Source organism: Flavobacterium urumqiense (assembly GCF_900108015.1).
Classification (GTDB): domain Bacteria; phylum Bacteroidota; class Bacteroidia; order Flavobacteriales; family Flavobacteriaceae; genus Flavobacterium; species Flavobacterium urumqiense.
Genome location: NZ_FNVP01000002.1, coordinates 20,602 through 34,762 on the forward strand (window position 1 = coordinate 20,602; position 14,161 = coordinate 34,762).

A 14,161-nucleotide genomic window follows, 5' to 3' on the forward strand; every position below is an offset into this window, starting at 1 on the left:
GCAATTTAAATTCATAAAGTAAATTTTAAAAGTGTAAAATGTTAAGAAAAAATATAATAATTAGTTTAGTTACTTTTATAGTTGGATTTGGAGTGACATTCTATATCATCAAAACCTATTTTCCAAAACATAAAGTTGAAAAAAAGGTCCCTTTAAGAGACAGCATAACAAAACCACAATAATTATTACGAATAGAATATTTTAAATAAAAAAAGTCCTACGTTTAAGATTTTAAAGCAATCGAAAAATCTTTTATACCTTAAACAATAAAAACTTTAAACATAAAAATATGGAATCAGTTCAAGCTATAAAACAACGATTTGAGATTATTGGGAATGACCCAAAGCTCAATCGTGCCATAGAAAAAGCCATTCAGGTTGCTCCTACTGATATTTCAGTATTAGTAGCGGGTGAAAGCGGTGTTGGTAAAGAGAATATTCCCAGAATCATACATTCGCTTTCTCATAGAAAACATGGGAAATATATTGCTGTAAACTGTGGTGCGATTCCTGAAGGAACAATAGACAGTGAACTTTTCGGACATGAAAAAGGATCCTTTACAGGTGCAACCAATACCCGCGAAGGTTATTTTGAAGTTGCCGATGGTGGTACTATTTTCTTGGATGAAGTTGGCGAATTGCCTTTGACTACTCAAGTACGATTGTTGCGTGTACTAGAAAATGGAGAATTCATAAAAGTTGGTTCTTCTCATGTACAAAAAACGGATGTCCGAATTGTGGCTGCAACCAATGTTAATTTATTTAATGCTATTGAAAAAGGAAAATTCCGTGAAGATTTGTATTATCGTTTGAGTACGGTAGATATACCTTTACCTCCATTGCGAGAACGAAAAGATGATATCCATTTATTATTTAGAAAATTTGCCTCTGATTTTGCTCATAAATATAAAATGCCTCCTTTAAAATTGGAAGAGAGTGCTGTACTTGTTTTACAAAAATTCCGCTGGAGTGGTAATATTCGTCAATTGAGAAACGTAGCGGAACAAATTTCAGTCTTGGAAACGAATCGTGAAATTTCGGCTGCGACTTTACAATCTTACCTACCCGCTGAAGGAAGTAATTTGCCCTCTGTAATCAAAGATAAAAAAAACGACAGTGATTTTAGTAACGAAAGAGAAATTCTGTATAAAGTACTTTTTGATATGAAAAGTGACTTGCATGACTTGAAAAAACTTACTTTAGAATTAATGGAAAACGGCAGTTCTAAGGTGCAGGAAACCAATAAAAACTTAATTACAAAAATATACGGTTCTAAAGAAAATGACAGCGAAATAGATTTTGAAGAAGAACCAAGAACAGCATTGATTGCTGCACAAAACAAAGAAGAACATTATCAAGAAAATGATGATAATTATTTATTTGCAGAGACTGTCGAAGAGGAAGAAGAGATATTGAGGTTAGAGCAAAAAGAAATTGAAATGATTAAAAAATCATTGGAAAAAAATAAAGGAAAACGAAAAGCCGCAGCTGATGAATTGGGAATTTCCGAAAGAACATTATATAGAAAAATAAAACAATTTGATTTGTAGTTTTTGCCACAAAGAAGCAAAAACCTAAATGATTTGATTGAAAATGAATATATTTGACCCGATCTTTAGCGAAGTGGCGAAGCAATTTTTAAAATAGAAAATGAAACACATAAAACTTATTCTTCTTACAATAATTATGTTGAGCATGAACAGCTGTTCGGTTTATAACTTTACAGGAACAGGGAAAATTGATGCAAAAACTTTTCAAGTCAATTTTTTTCAGAATAATGCGGAAATAATCGAACCTGGAATTGACCGGACTTTTACCCTAGCTTTACAAGACATAATTCAGAATCAAACTAATTTGAATTTGGCTAAAAATGGCGCTGATTTAACGTATGAAGGAGAAATTGTAGATTACAGAATAAGTCCAATGACGGCAACAGCCGACCAAAAAGCGGCACAAAACCGTTTAAAAATTAGAGTAAATGTTCGATTTACCAATAAAAACAAAGAGGTAGATAATTTTGAAAAAACATTTGAGTTTTATTATGATTATCCTGCAGAACAACAATTAGTGGGTTCTACATTGAATAATGCTTTGAAAGAAATTTTTGAAAGAATAACCCAAGATATCTTTAATGAATCTTTAGCTAAATGGTAAATAAGATGTTGATTCCGTAATTTGTTGATTTGGTAAATCGGATAACAAATTAAAGATAACCACTTAAACGAATAACCTTTATGAATGTAACCGATTATACTTACCTGATTAACAAATCAAATGCTATCAATGATAAGCAAACGGCATCATTGGAAAAAATAGTGCATGAATTTCCTTATTTTCAAAGTGCCAAAGCGTTAACATTAAAAGGACTTTACAACCTAAATAGTTTTAAATATAATTTCGCACTAAAAGTTGCGGCGGCACATACCACAGACAGAAGTGTTTTGTTTGATTTCATTACATCAGACAATTTTACTGCCATACAAAAAGAATTTTACGACAAAAAAACACTTCAACTCCACAACATCGATGTAATCGAAAGTGAAATAATTATTCACGAAGAAAAATTGGAATACAAAACAAATACTTTAGAACAGTCAATTCTTACCTCCATAAAGGAAGCTTTACCATTAGAATTTGATGATTCTTCTAAAATATTTGAAGAAAAATTAGCTATTGGACAACCTTTAGATTTCTCCATAAATGAAAAACATTCCTTCCAAGAATGGTTACAATTATCCAGAACATTACCCATTGATCGAGAAGCTAAAAATACAATTAGTCGTAAAACTTTACCAATAGACGATACCAAAAAGAAAAATGCGCAGCTAATCGATAAATTTATAGAAACTAGTCCAAAGATCCCTCCAGTCAAACACGGCGTGACATCCACACTGACTTTCGACTTGAATAAAGACGACAATTCATATTTGATGACGGAGACTTTAGCAAGAGTATACTTGGAACAAAAAAAATATCTAAAAGCGATTCAAGCATATCAAATATTAATTTTGAAATATCCAGAAAAAAGTAGTTTCTTTGTAGACCGTATATCAGATATTAAGATTTTACAACAAAATAATTATAACAATTAAACAATGAGCACATTTTCAATCTTTTTAGTTTTAATAACAATCGTTTGTTTCCTATTAATTGTAGTAATAATGGTTCAAAACCCTAAAGGTGGTGGATTATCTTCTACAGTTGGTGGCTCTCAAATGTTAGGTGGTGTACAAAAAACAACTGATTTTTTAGATAAAAGTACGTGGACACTTGCTACTATTTTAATTGCATTAATACTTCTTTCAAGTTTAAGCTTTACAGGAACATTAAGTGATAATGATTCAAAAATTATTGAGCCAACAGAAACTACTGCACCAACAAATGCTGCACCAACTTCTCCAGTTCAAAACACACCTGCTGCGACAAATCCAGCAAAATAAATTATTACCCCTTATTCCAATGCCAGCCTGTCAAAGCTGGCATTTTTTATAAGAAAATATGTCAGTTTAAATAGGTTGGCATAATTTCTGAAATCTTTATAAAAATAATTAAAAAATAAAATCATGGCTTTAAACATTAAACCACTTTCAGACAGAGTTCTTATCGAACCAGTCGCTGCTGAAACCAAAACTGCGTCAGGGATTTTTATTCCGGATACCGCTAAAGAAAAACCACAAAAAGGAACTGTTGTTGCTGTGGGAAATGGCACAAAAGACCATACAATGACTGTTAAAATTGGAGATTCTGTACTTTACGGAAAATATGCTGGTACAGAATTGAAATTGGAAGGAAAGGATTATTTGATAATGAGAGAAGATGATATTTTAGCAATAATCTAATATAGTATCAAGTCTGAAAATTAAGTATTAAGACAATTTAAAACTTTAAATAAAAAAAAATGGCAAAAGATATAAAATTTGATATTGAAGCACGTGACGGATTAAAACGTGGTGTTGATGCATTAGCAAATGCTGTAAAAGTAACACTTGGACCAAAAGGTCGTAATGTAATTATTGGTAAATCTTTCGGTGGACCAACAGTTACCAAAGATGGTGTTACAGTTGCAAAAGAAATAGAGTTAAAAGATCCATTAGAAAATATGGGTGCTCAGATGGTTAAAGAAGTTGCTTCTAAAACTAATGATTTAGCCGGTGATGGAACAACAACTGCAACTGTTTTAGCTCAAGCTATCGTGAAAGAAGGTTTGAAAAACGTTGCTGCAGGAGCAAATCCAATGGATTTGAAACGCGGTATTGACAAAGCGGTTGAAGCTATTGTTGCTGATTTGGCTAAACAAGCAAAAGTAGTAGGAAGTGATTCTGAAAAAATCAAACAAATTGCCTCAATTTCAGCTAATAATGATGAAGTAATTGGTGAGCTGATTGCTGCTGCTTTCGCAAAAGTTGGAAAAGAAGGCGTTATTACTGTTGAAGAAGCCAAAGGAACTGACACTTATGTAGATGTTGTGGAAGGAATGCAATTTGACAGAGGATATCTTTCTCCATACTTTGTTACCAATCCAGAAAAAATGGAAGTGGAATTAGAAAATCCTTACATCCTTTTGTACGATAAAAAAGTTTCTTCTTTAAAAGAATTGTTGCCAGTTCTTGAGCCAGTTGCTCAATCTGGAAAACCATTATTAATTATTGCTGAAGATGTTGATGGTGAAGCATTATCTACTTTAGTGGTAAATAAATTACGTGGAGCCTTGAAAATCGCTGCAGTAAAAGCACCTGGTTTTGGAGACAGAAGAAAAGCTATGTTAGAGGATATCGCTATCTTAACTGGAGGAACAGTAATTTCAGAAGAAAGAGGTTATACTTTAGAAAACACGACTATCGAAATGCTAGGAACTGCTAAAAAAGTGACTATTGATAAAGATAACACGACTATTGTAAGTGGTGCTGGTGAAGCTGATATGATCAAAAATCGTGTAAACCAAATCAAAGGTCAAATGGAAGCTACAACTTCTGATTATGACAAAGAAAAATTACAGGAACGTTTGGCTAAATTAGCTGGTGGTGTTGCTGTCCTTTATGTTGGTGCTGCTTCAGAAGTAGAAATGAAAGAGAAAAAAGACAGAGTTGACGATGCTCTTCATGCAACTCGTGCGGCTGTTGAAGAAGGAATTGTTGCTGGAGGCGGTGTTGCTTTACTAAGAGCAAAACTTGTATTAAGCACTATCAAAGCCGACAATGCTGACGAAGCTACAGGAATTCAAATTGTGTCTCGTGCTGTAGAATCTCCTTTGAGAACTATTGTTGAAAATGCAGGGCTTGAAGGTTCAGTAGTTGTTGCAAAAGTTGCGGAAGGTTCAGGTGACTTTGGATACAATGCTAAAACAGACGAATATGTAGATATGCTAAAAGCTGGAATTATTGACCCGAAAAAAGTAACGCGTGTAGCTTTAGAAAATGCAGCATCAGTTGCAGGCATGATCTTAACTACTGAATGTGCTTTGATTGATATTAAAGAAGATAATGGTGGCGGAAACCCAATGGGTGGCGGTATGCCAGGAATGATGTAATTTATTCCTCTTTACAAATAAAAAAACTCCGTTTCTTAATTGAAACGGAGTTTTTTATTTATTATAATCAACAATTATTTTATATGTACTCTTTTTTTCAAAAGCTTGAATAAAACGGGAACCGTTGTAATCAAAACAATTATTATTATGATATATTCTATATGTTCTTTCAAATTAATTCCGAAATTTTCTAGAAAGAGGCCATATAAATAATGTCCAGAAAAAATTAAAATGAAGGACCATAGAAAAGAACTTAAAATATTGAAGAACATAAATTTACTTTTGTCCATAGACACAATTCCCGCAACGATAGGCGCGAAGGTTCTAAAAATTGGTAAAAAGCGGGCAAAAATAATCGCCTTGCCTCCATATTTTTCAAAAAAATCTTTTGACTGCAGTAAGTATTTTTTCTTGAACCAAAAAGTGTCTTCTTTTTTAAATAAATAATACCCACTTTTTGCTCCAAACCAATAACCAACGGTATTACCCACAATTCCTGCAGCGGCAACCAGTAACGACAATAAAGTAACATTAATAAATTCACTTTCTATCGTAATCATATTATGGATTAAATCTTTACTGTAAATTCCGGCAAGGAAAAGCAAACTATCTCCAGGTAGAAAAAAACCGGCAAATAAACCAGTTTCCGCAAAAATTATAAATAAAATTATATACAAACCTATTTGAACTCCTCCTATTTGAAGGTTAATATAAAATTCGGGATTAAGTAATTGTGTCCAATCAAAATTATTCATAAAAACGATTTGTAATTAAATTTATTGGTTGTGAAATTAAGGATAATTTACCTTAACCGCAATTTATTGCTGTACTTTAAAGTTTAATTAACGCTTAAAACCATTATAGTCGTCCTGCTAAACGTAATTATAAATCTGTTTTAAGTTTAGTCATTTAAACAAAAGTAAAAACCCAAAACTTTCGCTTTGGGTTTCACAATTATTTTCGCTCATACAAGCAACAAGTATGTAAAGCTTCATAATCTTTATTTGTCGCTTTCACCTCATCCGTATCATGACCTACTTTAGCAATTGCTTTTTTTACATCTAGTGGAAATGCCTTTTCTTCATTAAGAATCAAACTCAACTGATGCGTTTCTATATTCCAAATTGCTGATTTCACACCAGCCACGGAATAAGCCGCTTTTTGAATTCGTTTCTGGCATTGCTCACAATTACCATTTACTTCAGTGAAATATTTAGCATTTTTATTCTTCTTTTCTTGAGCTTGAGCAGCAAATCCAAGAAAAATTACCATTAGTATTAAAATAATATTTTTCATTTCTTTTTTTTTATTGTGATTATTAATTTTTTATACTGCGCTTATTTTATTTTAAATCGTAATCCTGCATAATACATTTGTCCAAAAACCGGCGCATATACAATCGATGCATCAAAAGTGGAGCCAAAAGGATTCTCACTACCAATAATAGCCTTTTCCTGGGTGTAATTACCAATATTTTCTCCTCCAATATACATTTCAAACGTTGGAGAGAAAGTCCTTGTAATTTGAGCATTCATCAAAGAATAAGATGGCGAAAATTCAGGTAACCTGTCATTTATTGGATTTGCAGCCGTATTAGGCAATTGTTGTTGACCAATCAAATTGAATGTGTAATCGAATTTCCATTGTTTCCCATTTTCACCAACGAATGTTTCATATTCTAAATTACCAAAAAAACGATGTTTCGCCTGTAATGGCTTTTGGTAATTTCCTGAAAGATAATCCGTTTTTACATCATAAAATTTATAAGCTGAACGCAAATTTAAATGATTAAAAATTTCATAATTGAATTCCAGTTGTAAACTATTGGCAACGGATTTTCCATTTAAATTATAGAACAAAACTTGCTGAGGGCTTTGCATTACATCAACCACTACTTGATTCTGAAAATCGGTTCTATAGAAATCAAAACCAACATCGGCACTTTTACCGAAGAGTGAGAATTTTTGCGCAAAGCTCAAACCGTAATTCCATGCAATTTCAGGATTCAAACCATAAATTTTCCCGTTTGTATCTAAAACATCAAAGGTTCTGGAACTGGCAAAAAGAGGTTGATTTTCAGCAAAAATATTCGCTGAACGTTTTCCTCTTCCCGCGGAAAATCGTAAAACTCCTTTTTCCCAAGGATTGTATCGAACATGCAATCGTGGCGTCAGAAATGTACCCAAACGATTATGGTTATCGATTCTTCCGCCAAGAATTATACTAAAATCATCTTCATTGTCGTAAGTGTATTCAAAAAAAGCACCTACTGAATTATCAATTCTGCTGTAATCATTCACGTTAACGAACTCTTGGTATTTATCATACGTAAAATTCAAACCTGTAGCAAATTTATTCATTGTATTGCTAATAATCGAATTAAAAATCAAGTTCGAATAATAACTACTTTGCTTAATATTATATTGGTTTAAACCAAAGTAAGACTGTTGATCATGACTGTTAAAAGCATTTTGAAAACCTATGCTTTGGTACGGCATGTCTTTAAAAACGTATCCAATTTTTGTTGAAACATCTAATCGTTCCGTATTAATTTCAGAACCCCAATAATTGGTTTTTCCTCTGTCTCTTTCTGGATTAAAATTTAATTCTCCCGTTTGTTTTTTATCATTCATATATCTGAAATTGATAAAACTCACCAAACCTTTTTCGGCATTATAATACTGATATCTATTGAGAATATTGATTTGTTTTGCCAATGGATTATCCAGAAAACCATCATCATTCATATCAAGTTTAGCAACTCGTGCATTGCCGTGTAGAAACAGACTACTACTCCATTTATCCGAGATTTTGGTATTGAAATGGGTATTTAATTCAAAACGGGAATCTGTCGAACCATACGCATTCAAGAAAAACGGAATATCATTTAAAGGTTTTAACAATTCTGTGTTGATTTGGCCCGAAATACTTTCGTATCCATTGATGACACTCCCCGCACCTTTTGTAATTTGAATACTTTCAACCCAAGTTCCGGGAGTAAATGACAAGCCATACGCTTGAGAGGCGCCCCGAACAGACGGTATATTTTCTTCGGTTATCATTAAATATGGGCTTGTTAATCCTAGCATTTTGATTTGTTTTGTTCCAGTCAAAGCATCCGAAAAATTGACATCAATAGAAGGGTTTGTTTCAAAACTTTCAGCAAGATTACAACAAGCAGCTTTAAGAAGTTCTTTACTTGTTATGAGTGTGGTATTTCCTGTTACCGTGTAGGATTTTTGAATTCCTTTTCGCTTTTTTACGACTTTGACCTCTTCTAGAGTTTCTTGAGAAAAAACAGGAATCGAAAGAAAAATCAAAACAAAAAGCGTTATTATTTTTTGCATAATACAATATTTTAATGTTTATAAAAAGTAGATTTAAATCACAAGAAGTGATTTGACTTTTAAAACATTAAAATCAGGCGTAGAAAATATATTGGCTGTACAACTTAAAAAGTGGCGGTGCATTTGCATCGCAAAAATAAGAAGCTGTTTGAGTGCTTTTGAAATTTTCATTTGAAGAAAAAACAATCGTTTGCCATTCCTGAATCACAAAAGAAAAGTGAGAATCAAACGAAAACGCTTTAATGGATGCGTTATCCGATTTTTTTTGAAAATTAACTACTTTATCTTTACAACAACTATCCTTTTTGGCAACGATTTTTTCGCAACATCCTTTTTCTGTTGCTTGAGAAACAATTGTATTTAAAGAAACCGAAGCAATTTCTTCTCCACAATAATGCACATTAAAAGCCAACCCTGCATTGGAAACCAATAGTAGGAAAGCTAAAAATAAACTAGTGCATTTTTTAATATTCATGATACAAAATTAGTTAATAAAAGGGCTCTTAAAACCAAAAATAGTGTTAAAAATCATAATTGAAATTCTTGTCCCATAAAAGGGATTTTAAAATCAAAATGATATCTTTCATTGATTTTTACACGTAGCTCATTTAGTGGTTTGTTTTCACCATTGACCAAAAACACCTTAATAGGTTTGTTTTCTTAGGCCGAAAGCCAGTTAAGCAAATCCTTCTGATCTCCTTGAGCTGACAAACTTTCTATTTCCAGAATATTTGCCAATACCGGATACTATTTACCGTAAACAATCATAATTTTTTATTATTTCTTTTACCAAAACTACACCCAATATCAACAATTTATCTTTTTTGAAGAGGTTAAAGTGGTTAAACAAGTTAATGGATAAAAATTACCAGTGTCTTCTTTTGTATTTAAATTATTATTCGTCGAATAATTCCAACTTGAGAAATGTAATGCTTGCCTATCTACACACAGTTATTTATTTGATAATACACAAATTAGACTTAATAAGGATAACAAAAAAAGACTACTTATTTTTTTTTTTGATAATAAAATGCAGGAACAAACAATAGTACAAAAATGGGCTGAATGAGAAATCTACGAACATAAAAAAGCGCGAAATTATTGTGTCCTTTACTATAGTAGGTTATGAAGAAAAAAGAAATAATTAGAATCATAAAGAAAAAGTAATACAGAACAAGGGCAAATTTTACCATTTGAACTTCCTTGAAAAGAACATAGATAATCCACAATGATACAACGGTATTCAAGGTATAGCGGAACAGCAGTCCAAAAAACAATTGAAATGGATTGAAATTGGGTAACGATAACTTAGTAAAATCATTTTTGAAGTAATCCAAAAAAGGGTCATAAAATAATTGATCTTCAAATGCTCGAATAAGCGCTAACAATGCTACCAAAAAAAGGAATTGCGCTAATCTAATTTTATTATTTAGTATTTTTCGAAGCATATTTTGAAAATTTACGTACCCATATTACCCACAAAATAAAAACCACTCCATAAATAAATAATGGAAAAAGTACTCCGTGTAAAAATTTCTCTTCTTTTGGAAAATGAAACATCAAAACACATAATAATGCTATTCTAATGACATTTAAAATATAAATAAGTAGGCTTCCGCCAAAAATAAAAAGTAACGTAGCCTTTAGCTTCCCAGAAAAAGCAATTACAAAAGAAATAAACAAAATAATAACACTGACGGCATTACAGCCTTCAATGATTCGAGCTACATATTTTTGATTGAAAATTAACTTAATAAAGGAATGGGATTGATTTTCTTCAATTGAAAAATTAAAGCCTAAAAAATGCAACAATTGATTCGTATTGTTACCCACCATTTTTGTTATAGCATCCAATTTATTTTCTCCAAAGCTATTTAGATATTCTTGATAAAGAATAGTCAATACTATGTATGTAAAAAAAAAGGTAGCCAGAAAAAGTAAAAAAGGTTTGTAGAGAATAAAATATTTTTTCAAAATCAATTTTTTAACAAATTTATATAATTTTTAAAACCTGCTTTAAATTACTTTTGTATAAATATAAATAAAAACCATGACATTTCAAGAATTACAGCCAAAAGTAACCGAAATCACCTTAAATACAACCCTTTCAAGAGACGAAAAACTTTTATCTATTTGTAAGCTTCTAAGCGACTCTATTGACTACTACAACTGGGTAGGATTTTATTTTGCCAATCAGGAAACTAAAACCTTACACTTAGGTCCCTATGTAGGAGCAGAAACAGACCATACTGTAATTCCTTTTGGAAAAGGTATTTGCGGACAAGTCGCGGTTTCAAATGAGAATTTTGTGGTCCCGGACGTTTCAGCTCAAGACAATTATATTGCCTGCAGCTTTACTGTCAAATCAGAAATCGTAGTACCTCTTTTTGTAAATGGAGAAAATATTGGGCAAATTGATATTGATAGTCATGTCATTGATCCATTTACTAAAGCTGACGAAAAATTTTTAGAATTTGTAAATCAAGAAATTGCGAAAATATTTACAGTATAATACGCTGAAAATTAAATTCTTAAAGCTTAGACAAATTTTCTCTTGTCTTTTTAAAAATAAAGATTATCTTTGCACCCGTCTTACAATAGATGTATGACATACATAAAAATCATTAAACAAATATTGGAATGTATTTAACTAAAGAGATTAAAGAAGAAATTTTCGCTAAACACGGAGATGTTACAAACACTGGAAAATCAGAAAGTCAAATTGCTTTGTTCACTTTCAGAATTAGCCACTTAACTGAGCATTTGAAAAAAAATCGTCATGATTATAATACAGAACGTTCATTAGTATTGCTAGTTGGAAAAAGAAGATCTTTGTTGGATTACTTGAAGAAAACAGAAATCAACAGATATCGTGAGATTATCAAAGTATTGAATATCAGAAAATAATCAATACAAAAGAGGTGCGAAAGTGCCTCTTTTTGTTTTTATATACAATAATAAAAAAAGTTTGGTTTTTCATTGGGTTTTAGGCATTAACTACGCAAAACAACAACTACAACACAACTAGAACCCATGTTTAACTAATAAATTAATTTTATGATTCCACAATTATTTGTAGAAAGTATCGATTTAGGTGATGGCAGAAACATCACAATCGAGACAGGTCGTTTAGCTAAACAAGCGGATGGATCTGTAGTAGTAAGAATAGGTAAAACTGTTATTTTAGGAACAGTTGTATCTTCAAGAAAAGCAAGTCCTGGTATCGACTTTTTACCACTTACGGTAGATTACCGTGAAAAATTTGCTGCAGCAGGACGTTTCCCTGGTGGTTTCTTCAAAAGAGAAGCACGTCCAAGCGATAACGAAGTGTTAACAATGCGTTTAGTAGACCGTGTATTGCGCCCACTTTTCCCGGATGACTATCATGCCGAAGTTCAAGTGATGATTCAATTAATGTCTCATGACGAAGATGTAATGCCAGATGCATTAGCAGGTTTAGCCGCTTCTGCAGCTTTAGCTTTGTCTGACATTCCTTTTGAAACATTAATCTCTGAAGCTAGAGTTGGAAGAATTGACGGTAAATTCATCATCAATCCAAGTCGCGCACAATTAGCATTATCTGACATTGATATGATGATTGGAGCTTCTATGGATTCTATCGCAATGGTAGAAGGTGAGATGAAAGAAATTTCAGAAGCAGAAATGTTAGAAGCAATTAAATTTGCACACGAACACATAAAAAACCAAATCGCTGCTCAACTACGTTTGCAAGCTACTTTTGGAAAAAAGGAAGTTCGTACTTATGAAGGAGAGAGAGAAGACGAAGCAATTTACGCTAAAGTAAAAGCCGCATCTTACGATATGTGTTACGCTATCGCAAAACAAGGTACAGCCAAACAAGAAAGAACAGCTCAATTTGCAGCAGTAAAAGAAGAAGTAAAAGCGTTATTTACAGAAGAAGAATTGGCTGAAAATGGCGATTTAGTTTCTAAATACTTTTACAAAGCTAACAAAGAAGCAGTTCGTAATGTAACACTAGATTTAGGAACACGTTTAGACGGAAGAAAAACTACAGAAATCAGACCAATCTGGTGTGAAGTAGATTACTTACCATCTGTACACGGATCAGCATTGTTTACACGTGGAGAAACACAAGCATTGGCAACAGCAACTTTAGGAACCTCTAGAGAAGCAAACCAAATTGATTCTCCATCACAACAAGGTGAAGAAAAATTCTACTTACATTATAACTTCCCTCCTTTCTCAACTGGTGAAGCACGTCCTTTGAGAGGAACTTCAAGAAGAGAAGTAGGTCACGGAAACTTGGCTCAACGAGCATTAAAAAACATGATTCCTACTGATTGTCCTTATACCATTCGTGTAGTATCTGAAGTTTTAGAATCAAATGGTTCTTCTTCTATGGCTACCGTTTGCGCTGGAACATTAGCACTTATGGATGCAGGTATCCAAATGATTCGTCCAGTTTCTGGAATTGCAATGGGATTAATTACTGATGGAGAACGTTTTGCTGTATTGTCTGATATTCTTGGTGATGAAGATCACTTAGGAGATATGGACTTCAAGGTAACTGGAACTTCTGTAGGAATTACAGCGTGTCAAATGGACATCAAGATTGACGGATTGAAATACGAGATTATGGAAGCTGCTTTAGCGCAAGCTCGTGACGGTCGTTTGCATATTCTTGGAAAATTAATTGAAACTTTAGCTGAGCCAAAAGCCGATGTAAAAACGTATGCTCCAAAAATTATTACACGAACAATTCCTGGTAACTTTATTGGTGCTTTGATTGGACCTGGAGGAAAAGTAATTCAAGAATTACAAAAAGCTACTGGAACGACTATCGTAATCAACGAAGTGGATGAACAAGGAGTTATCGAAATCTTAGGAACGGATCCTGCCGGAATTGAAGCAGTATTGGCTAAAATTAAGTCAATTACTTTCAAACCACAAATGGGAGAAGCTTACGAAGTGAAAGTAATTAAAATGCTAGATTTTGGTGCAGTAGTAGAATATACTGCCGCTCCAGGAAACGAAGTTTTATTACACGTATCGGAACTTGCTTGGGAACGCACTGAAAATGTTTCTGATGTAGTAAAAATGGGTGATGTATTCGAAGTAAAATACTTAGGATTGGATCCAAAAACAAGAAAAGAAAAAGTGTCAAGAAAAGCACTTATGCCAAGACCTCCGCGTGAGGAAAGAAAAGAGTAATCAGATCTTAGTTTACTAAAGGTTTATTTATAGAAAACCCCAATTCATGTATTTGAATTGGGGTTTTTCGCTTATAATTAAATTATTTTCAAAAC

At 32.7% G+C, this 14,161-nt stretch carries 16 protein-coding genes; 10 read left to right on the forward strand and 6 right to left on the reverse strand.

Going from position 1 to position 14,161, the window contains the following annotated elements:
• The first annotated feature begins 38 nt into the window (after positions 1 to 38).
• The 7 genes from C4S35_RS15550 to groL all read left to right on the forward strand — a co-directional run bounded on the left by C4S35_RS15550 (position 39) and on the right by groL (position 5,526).
• The gene (locus tag C4S35_RS15550) at positions 39 to 182 is read left to right on the forward strand and encodes a hypothetical protein (protein ID WP_159916631.1); all 144 of its coding nucleotides are present in this window, start codon (positions 39 to 41) and stop codon (positions 180 to 182) included.
• A 107-nt stretch (positions 183 to 289) separates the two neighbouring features.
• Positions 290 to 1,549 carry a sigma 54-interacting transcriptional regulator gene (locus tag C4S35_RS03235; protein ID WP_103998808.1) on the forward strand — a complete coding sequence of 420 codons (1,260 nt, stop codon included), beginning with the start codon at positions 290 to 292 and terminating at the stop codon, positions 1,547 to 1,549.
• A gap of 100 nt (positions 1,550 to 1,649) precedes the next feature.
• The gene (locus C4S35_RS03240; RefSeq protein ID WP_103998809.1) at positions 1,650 to 2,153 is read left to right on the forward strand and encodes an LptE family protein; all 504 of its coding nucleotides are present in this window, start codon (positions 1,650 to 1,652) and stop codon (positions 2,151 to 2,153) included.
• An 80-nt stretch (positions 2,154 to 2,233) separates the two neighbouring features.
• A complete protein-coding gene (locus tag C4S35_RS03245) occupies positions 2,234 to 3,091 on the forward strand; it encodes a hypothetical protein (RefSeq protein WP_103998810.1) in 858 nt (285 codons plus the stop codon).
• A gap of 3 nt (positions 3,092 to 3,094) precedes the next feature.
• Complete coding sequence (gene secG, locus C4S35_RS03250) at positions 3,095 to 3,439, forward strand: preprotein translocase subunit SecG (protein WP_103998811.1); 345 nt, start codon at positions 3,095 to 3,097, stop codon at positions 3,437 to 3,439.
• 123 nt (positions 3,440 to 3,562) lie between these two features.
• Positions 3,563 to 3,838 (forward strand): co-chaperone GroES, encoded by a 276-nt coding sequence (locus C4S35_RS03255; protein WP_035670228.1) that lies wholly within the window; start codon positions 3,563 to 3,565, stop codon positions 3,836 to 3,838.
• Between the two features lie 59 nt (positions 3,839 to 3,897).
• A complete protein-coding gene (gene groL, locus C4S35_RS03260; protein ID WP_103998812.1) occupies positions 3,898 to 5,526 on the forward strand; it encodes a chaperonin GroEL in 1,629 nt (542 codons plus the stop codon).
• A gap of 74 nt (positions 5,527 to 5,600) precedes the next feature.
• On the opposite strand, the gene C4S35_RS03265 is transcribed toward groL, so the two are convergent.
• The 6 genes from C4S35_RS03265 to xrtF form a co-directional block, all read right to left on the reverse strand.
• The gene (locus tag C4S35_RS03265; RefSeq protein WP_103998813.1) at positions 5,601 to 6,281 is read right to left on the reverse strand and encodes a DedA family protein; all 681 of its coding nucleotides are present in this window, start codon (positions 6,279 to 6,281) and stop codon (positions 5,601 to 5,603) included.
• A 199-nt stretch (positions 6,282 to 6,480) separates the two neighbouring features.
• Positions 6,481 to 6,822 (reverse strand): heavy-metal-associated domain-containing protein, encoded by a 342-nt coding sequence (locus C4S35_RS03270; RefSeq protein ID WP_103998814.1) that lies wholly within the window; start codon positions 6,820 to 6,822, stop codon positions 6,481 to 6,483.
• 41 nt (positions 6,823 to 6,863) lie between these two features.
• Complete coding sequence (locus C4S35_RS03275) at positions 6,864 to 8,873, reverse strand: TonB-dependent receptor plug domain-containing protein (RefSeq protein ID WP_103998815.1); 2,010 nt, start codon at positions 8,871 to 8,873, stop codon at positions 6,864 to 6,866.
• A 73-nt stretch (positions 8,874 to 8,946) separates the two neighbouring features.
• The gene (locus tag C4S35_RS03280; protein ID WP_103998816.1) at positions 8,947 to 9,348 is read right to left on the reverse strand and encodes an HYC_CC_PP family protein; all 402 of its coding nucleotides are present in this window, start codon (positions 9,346 to 9,348) and stop codon (positions 8,947 to 8,949) included.
• Positions 9,349 to 9,880: 532 nt separating this feature from the next.
• Positions 9,881 to 10,321, reverse strand: coding sequence for an exosortase F system-associated membrane protein (locus C4S35_RS03285; protein WP_103998817.1), 441 nt, complete (start codon positions 10,319 to 10,321; stop codon positions 9,881 to 9,883).
• Positions 10,299 to 10,847, reverse strand: coding sequence for an exosortase family protein XrtF (gene xrtF, locus C4S35_RS03290; RefSeq protein ID WP_103999095.1), 549 nt, complete (start codon positions 10,845 to 10,847; stop codon positions 10,299 to 10,301). Before xrtF ends, C4S35_RS03285 begins: the two co-directional genes overlap by 23 nt.
• 76 nt (positions 10,848 to 10,923) lie before the next feature.
• Here xrtF and C4S35_RS03295 point away from each other — a divergent pair, with 76 nt between their 5' ends.
• The 3 genes from C4S35_RS03295 to C4S35_RS03305 all read left to right on the forward strand — a co-directional run bounded on the left by C4S35_RS03295 (position 10,924) and on the right by C4S35_RS03305 (position 14,066).
• Complete coding sequence (locus C4S35_RS03295) at positions 10,924 to 11,385, forward strand: GAF domain-containing protein (protein ID WP_103998818.1); 462 nt, start codon at positions 10,924 to 10,926, stop codon at positions 11,383 to 11,385.
• Between the two features lie 128 nt (positions 11,386 to 11,513).
• Positions 11,514 to 11,780 carry a 30S ribosomal protein S15 gene (gene rpsO, locus C4S35_RS03300; protein WP_073203920.1) on the forward strand — a complete coding sequence of 89 codons (267 nt, stop codon included), beginning with the start codon at positions 11,514 to 11,516 and terminating at the stop codon, positions 11,778 to 11,780.
• A 150-nt stretch (positions 11,781 to 11,930) separates the two neighbouring features.
• Positions 11,931 to 14,066, forward strand: a complete 2,136-nt coding sequence (locus tag C4S35_RS03305; RefSeq protein ID WP_103998819.1) for a polyribonucleotide nucleotidyltransferase — start codon at positions 11,931 to 11,933, stop codon at positions 14,064 to 14,066.
• The last annotated feature ends 95 nt before the right edge of the window (positions 14,067 to 14,161 follow it).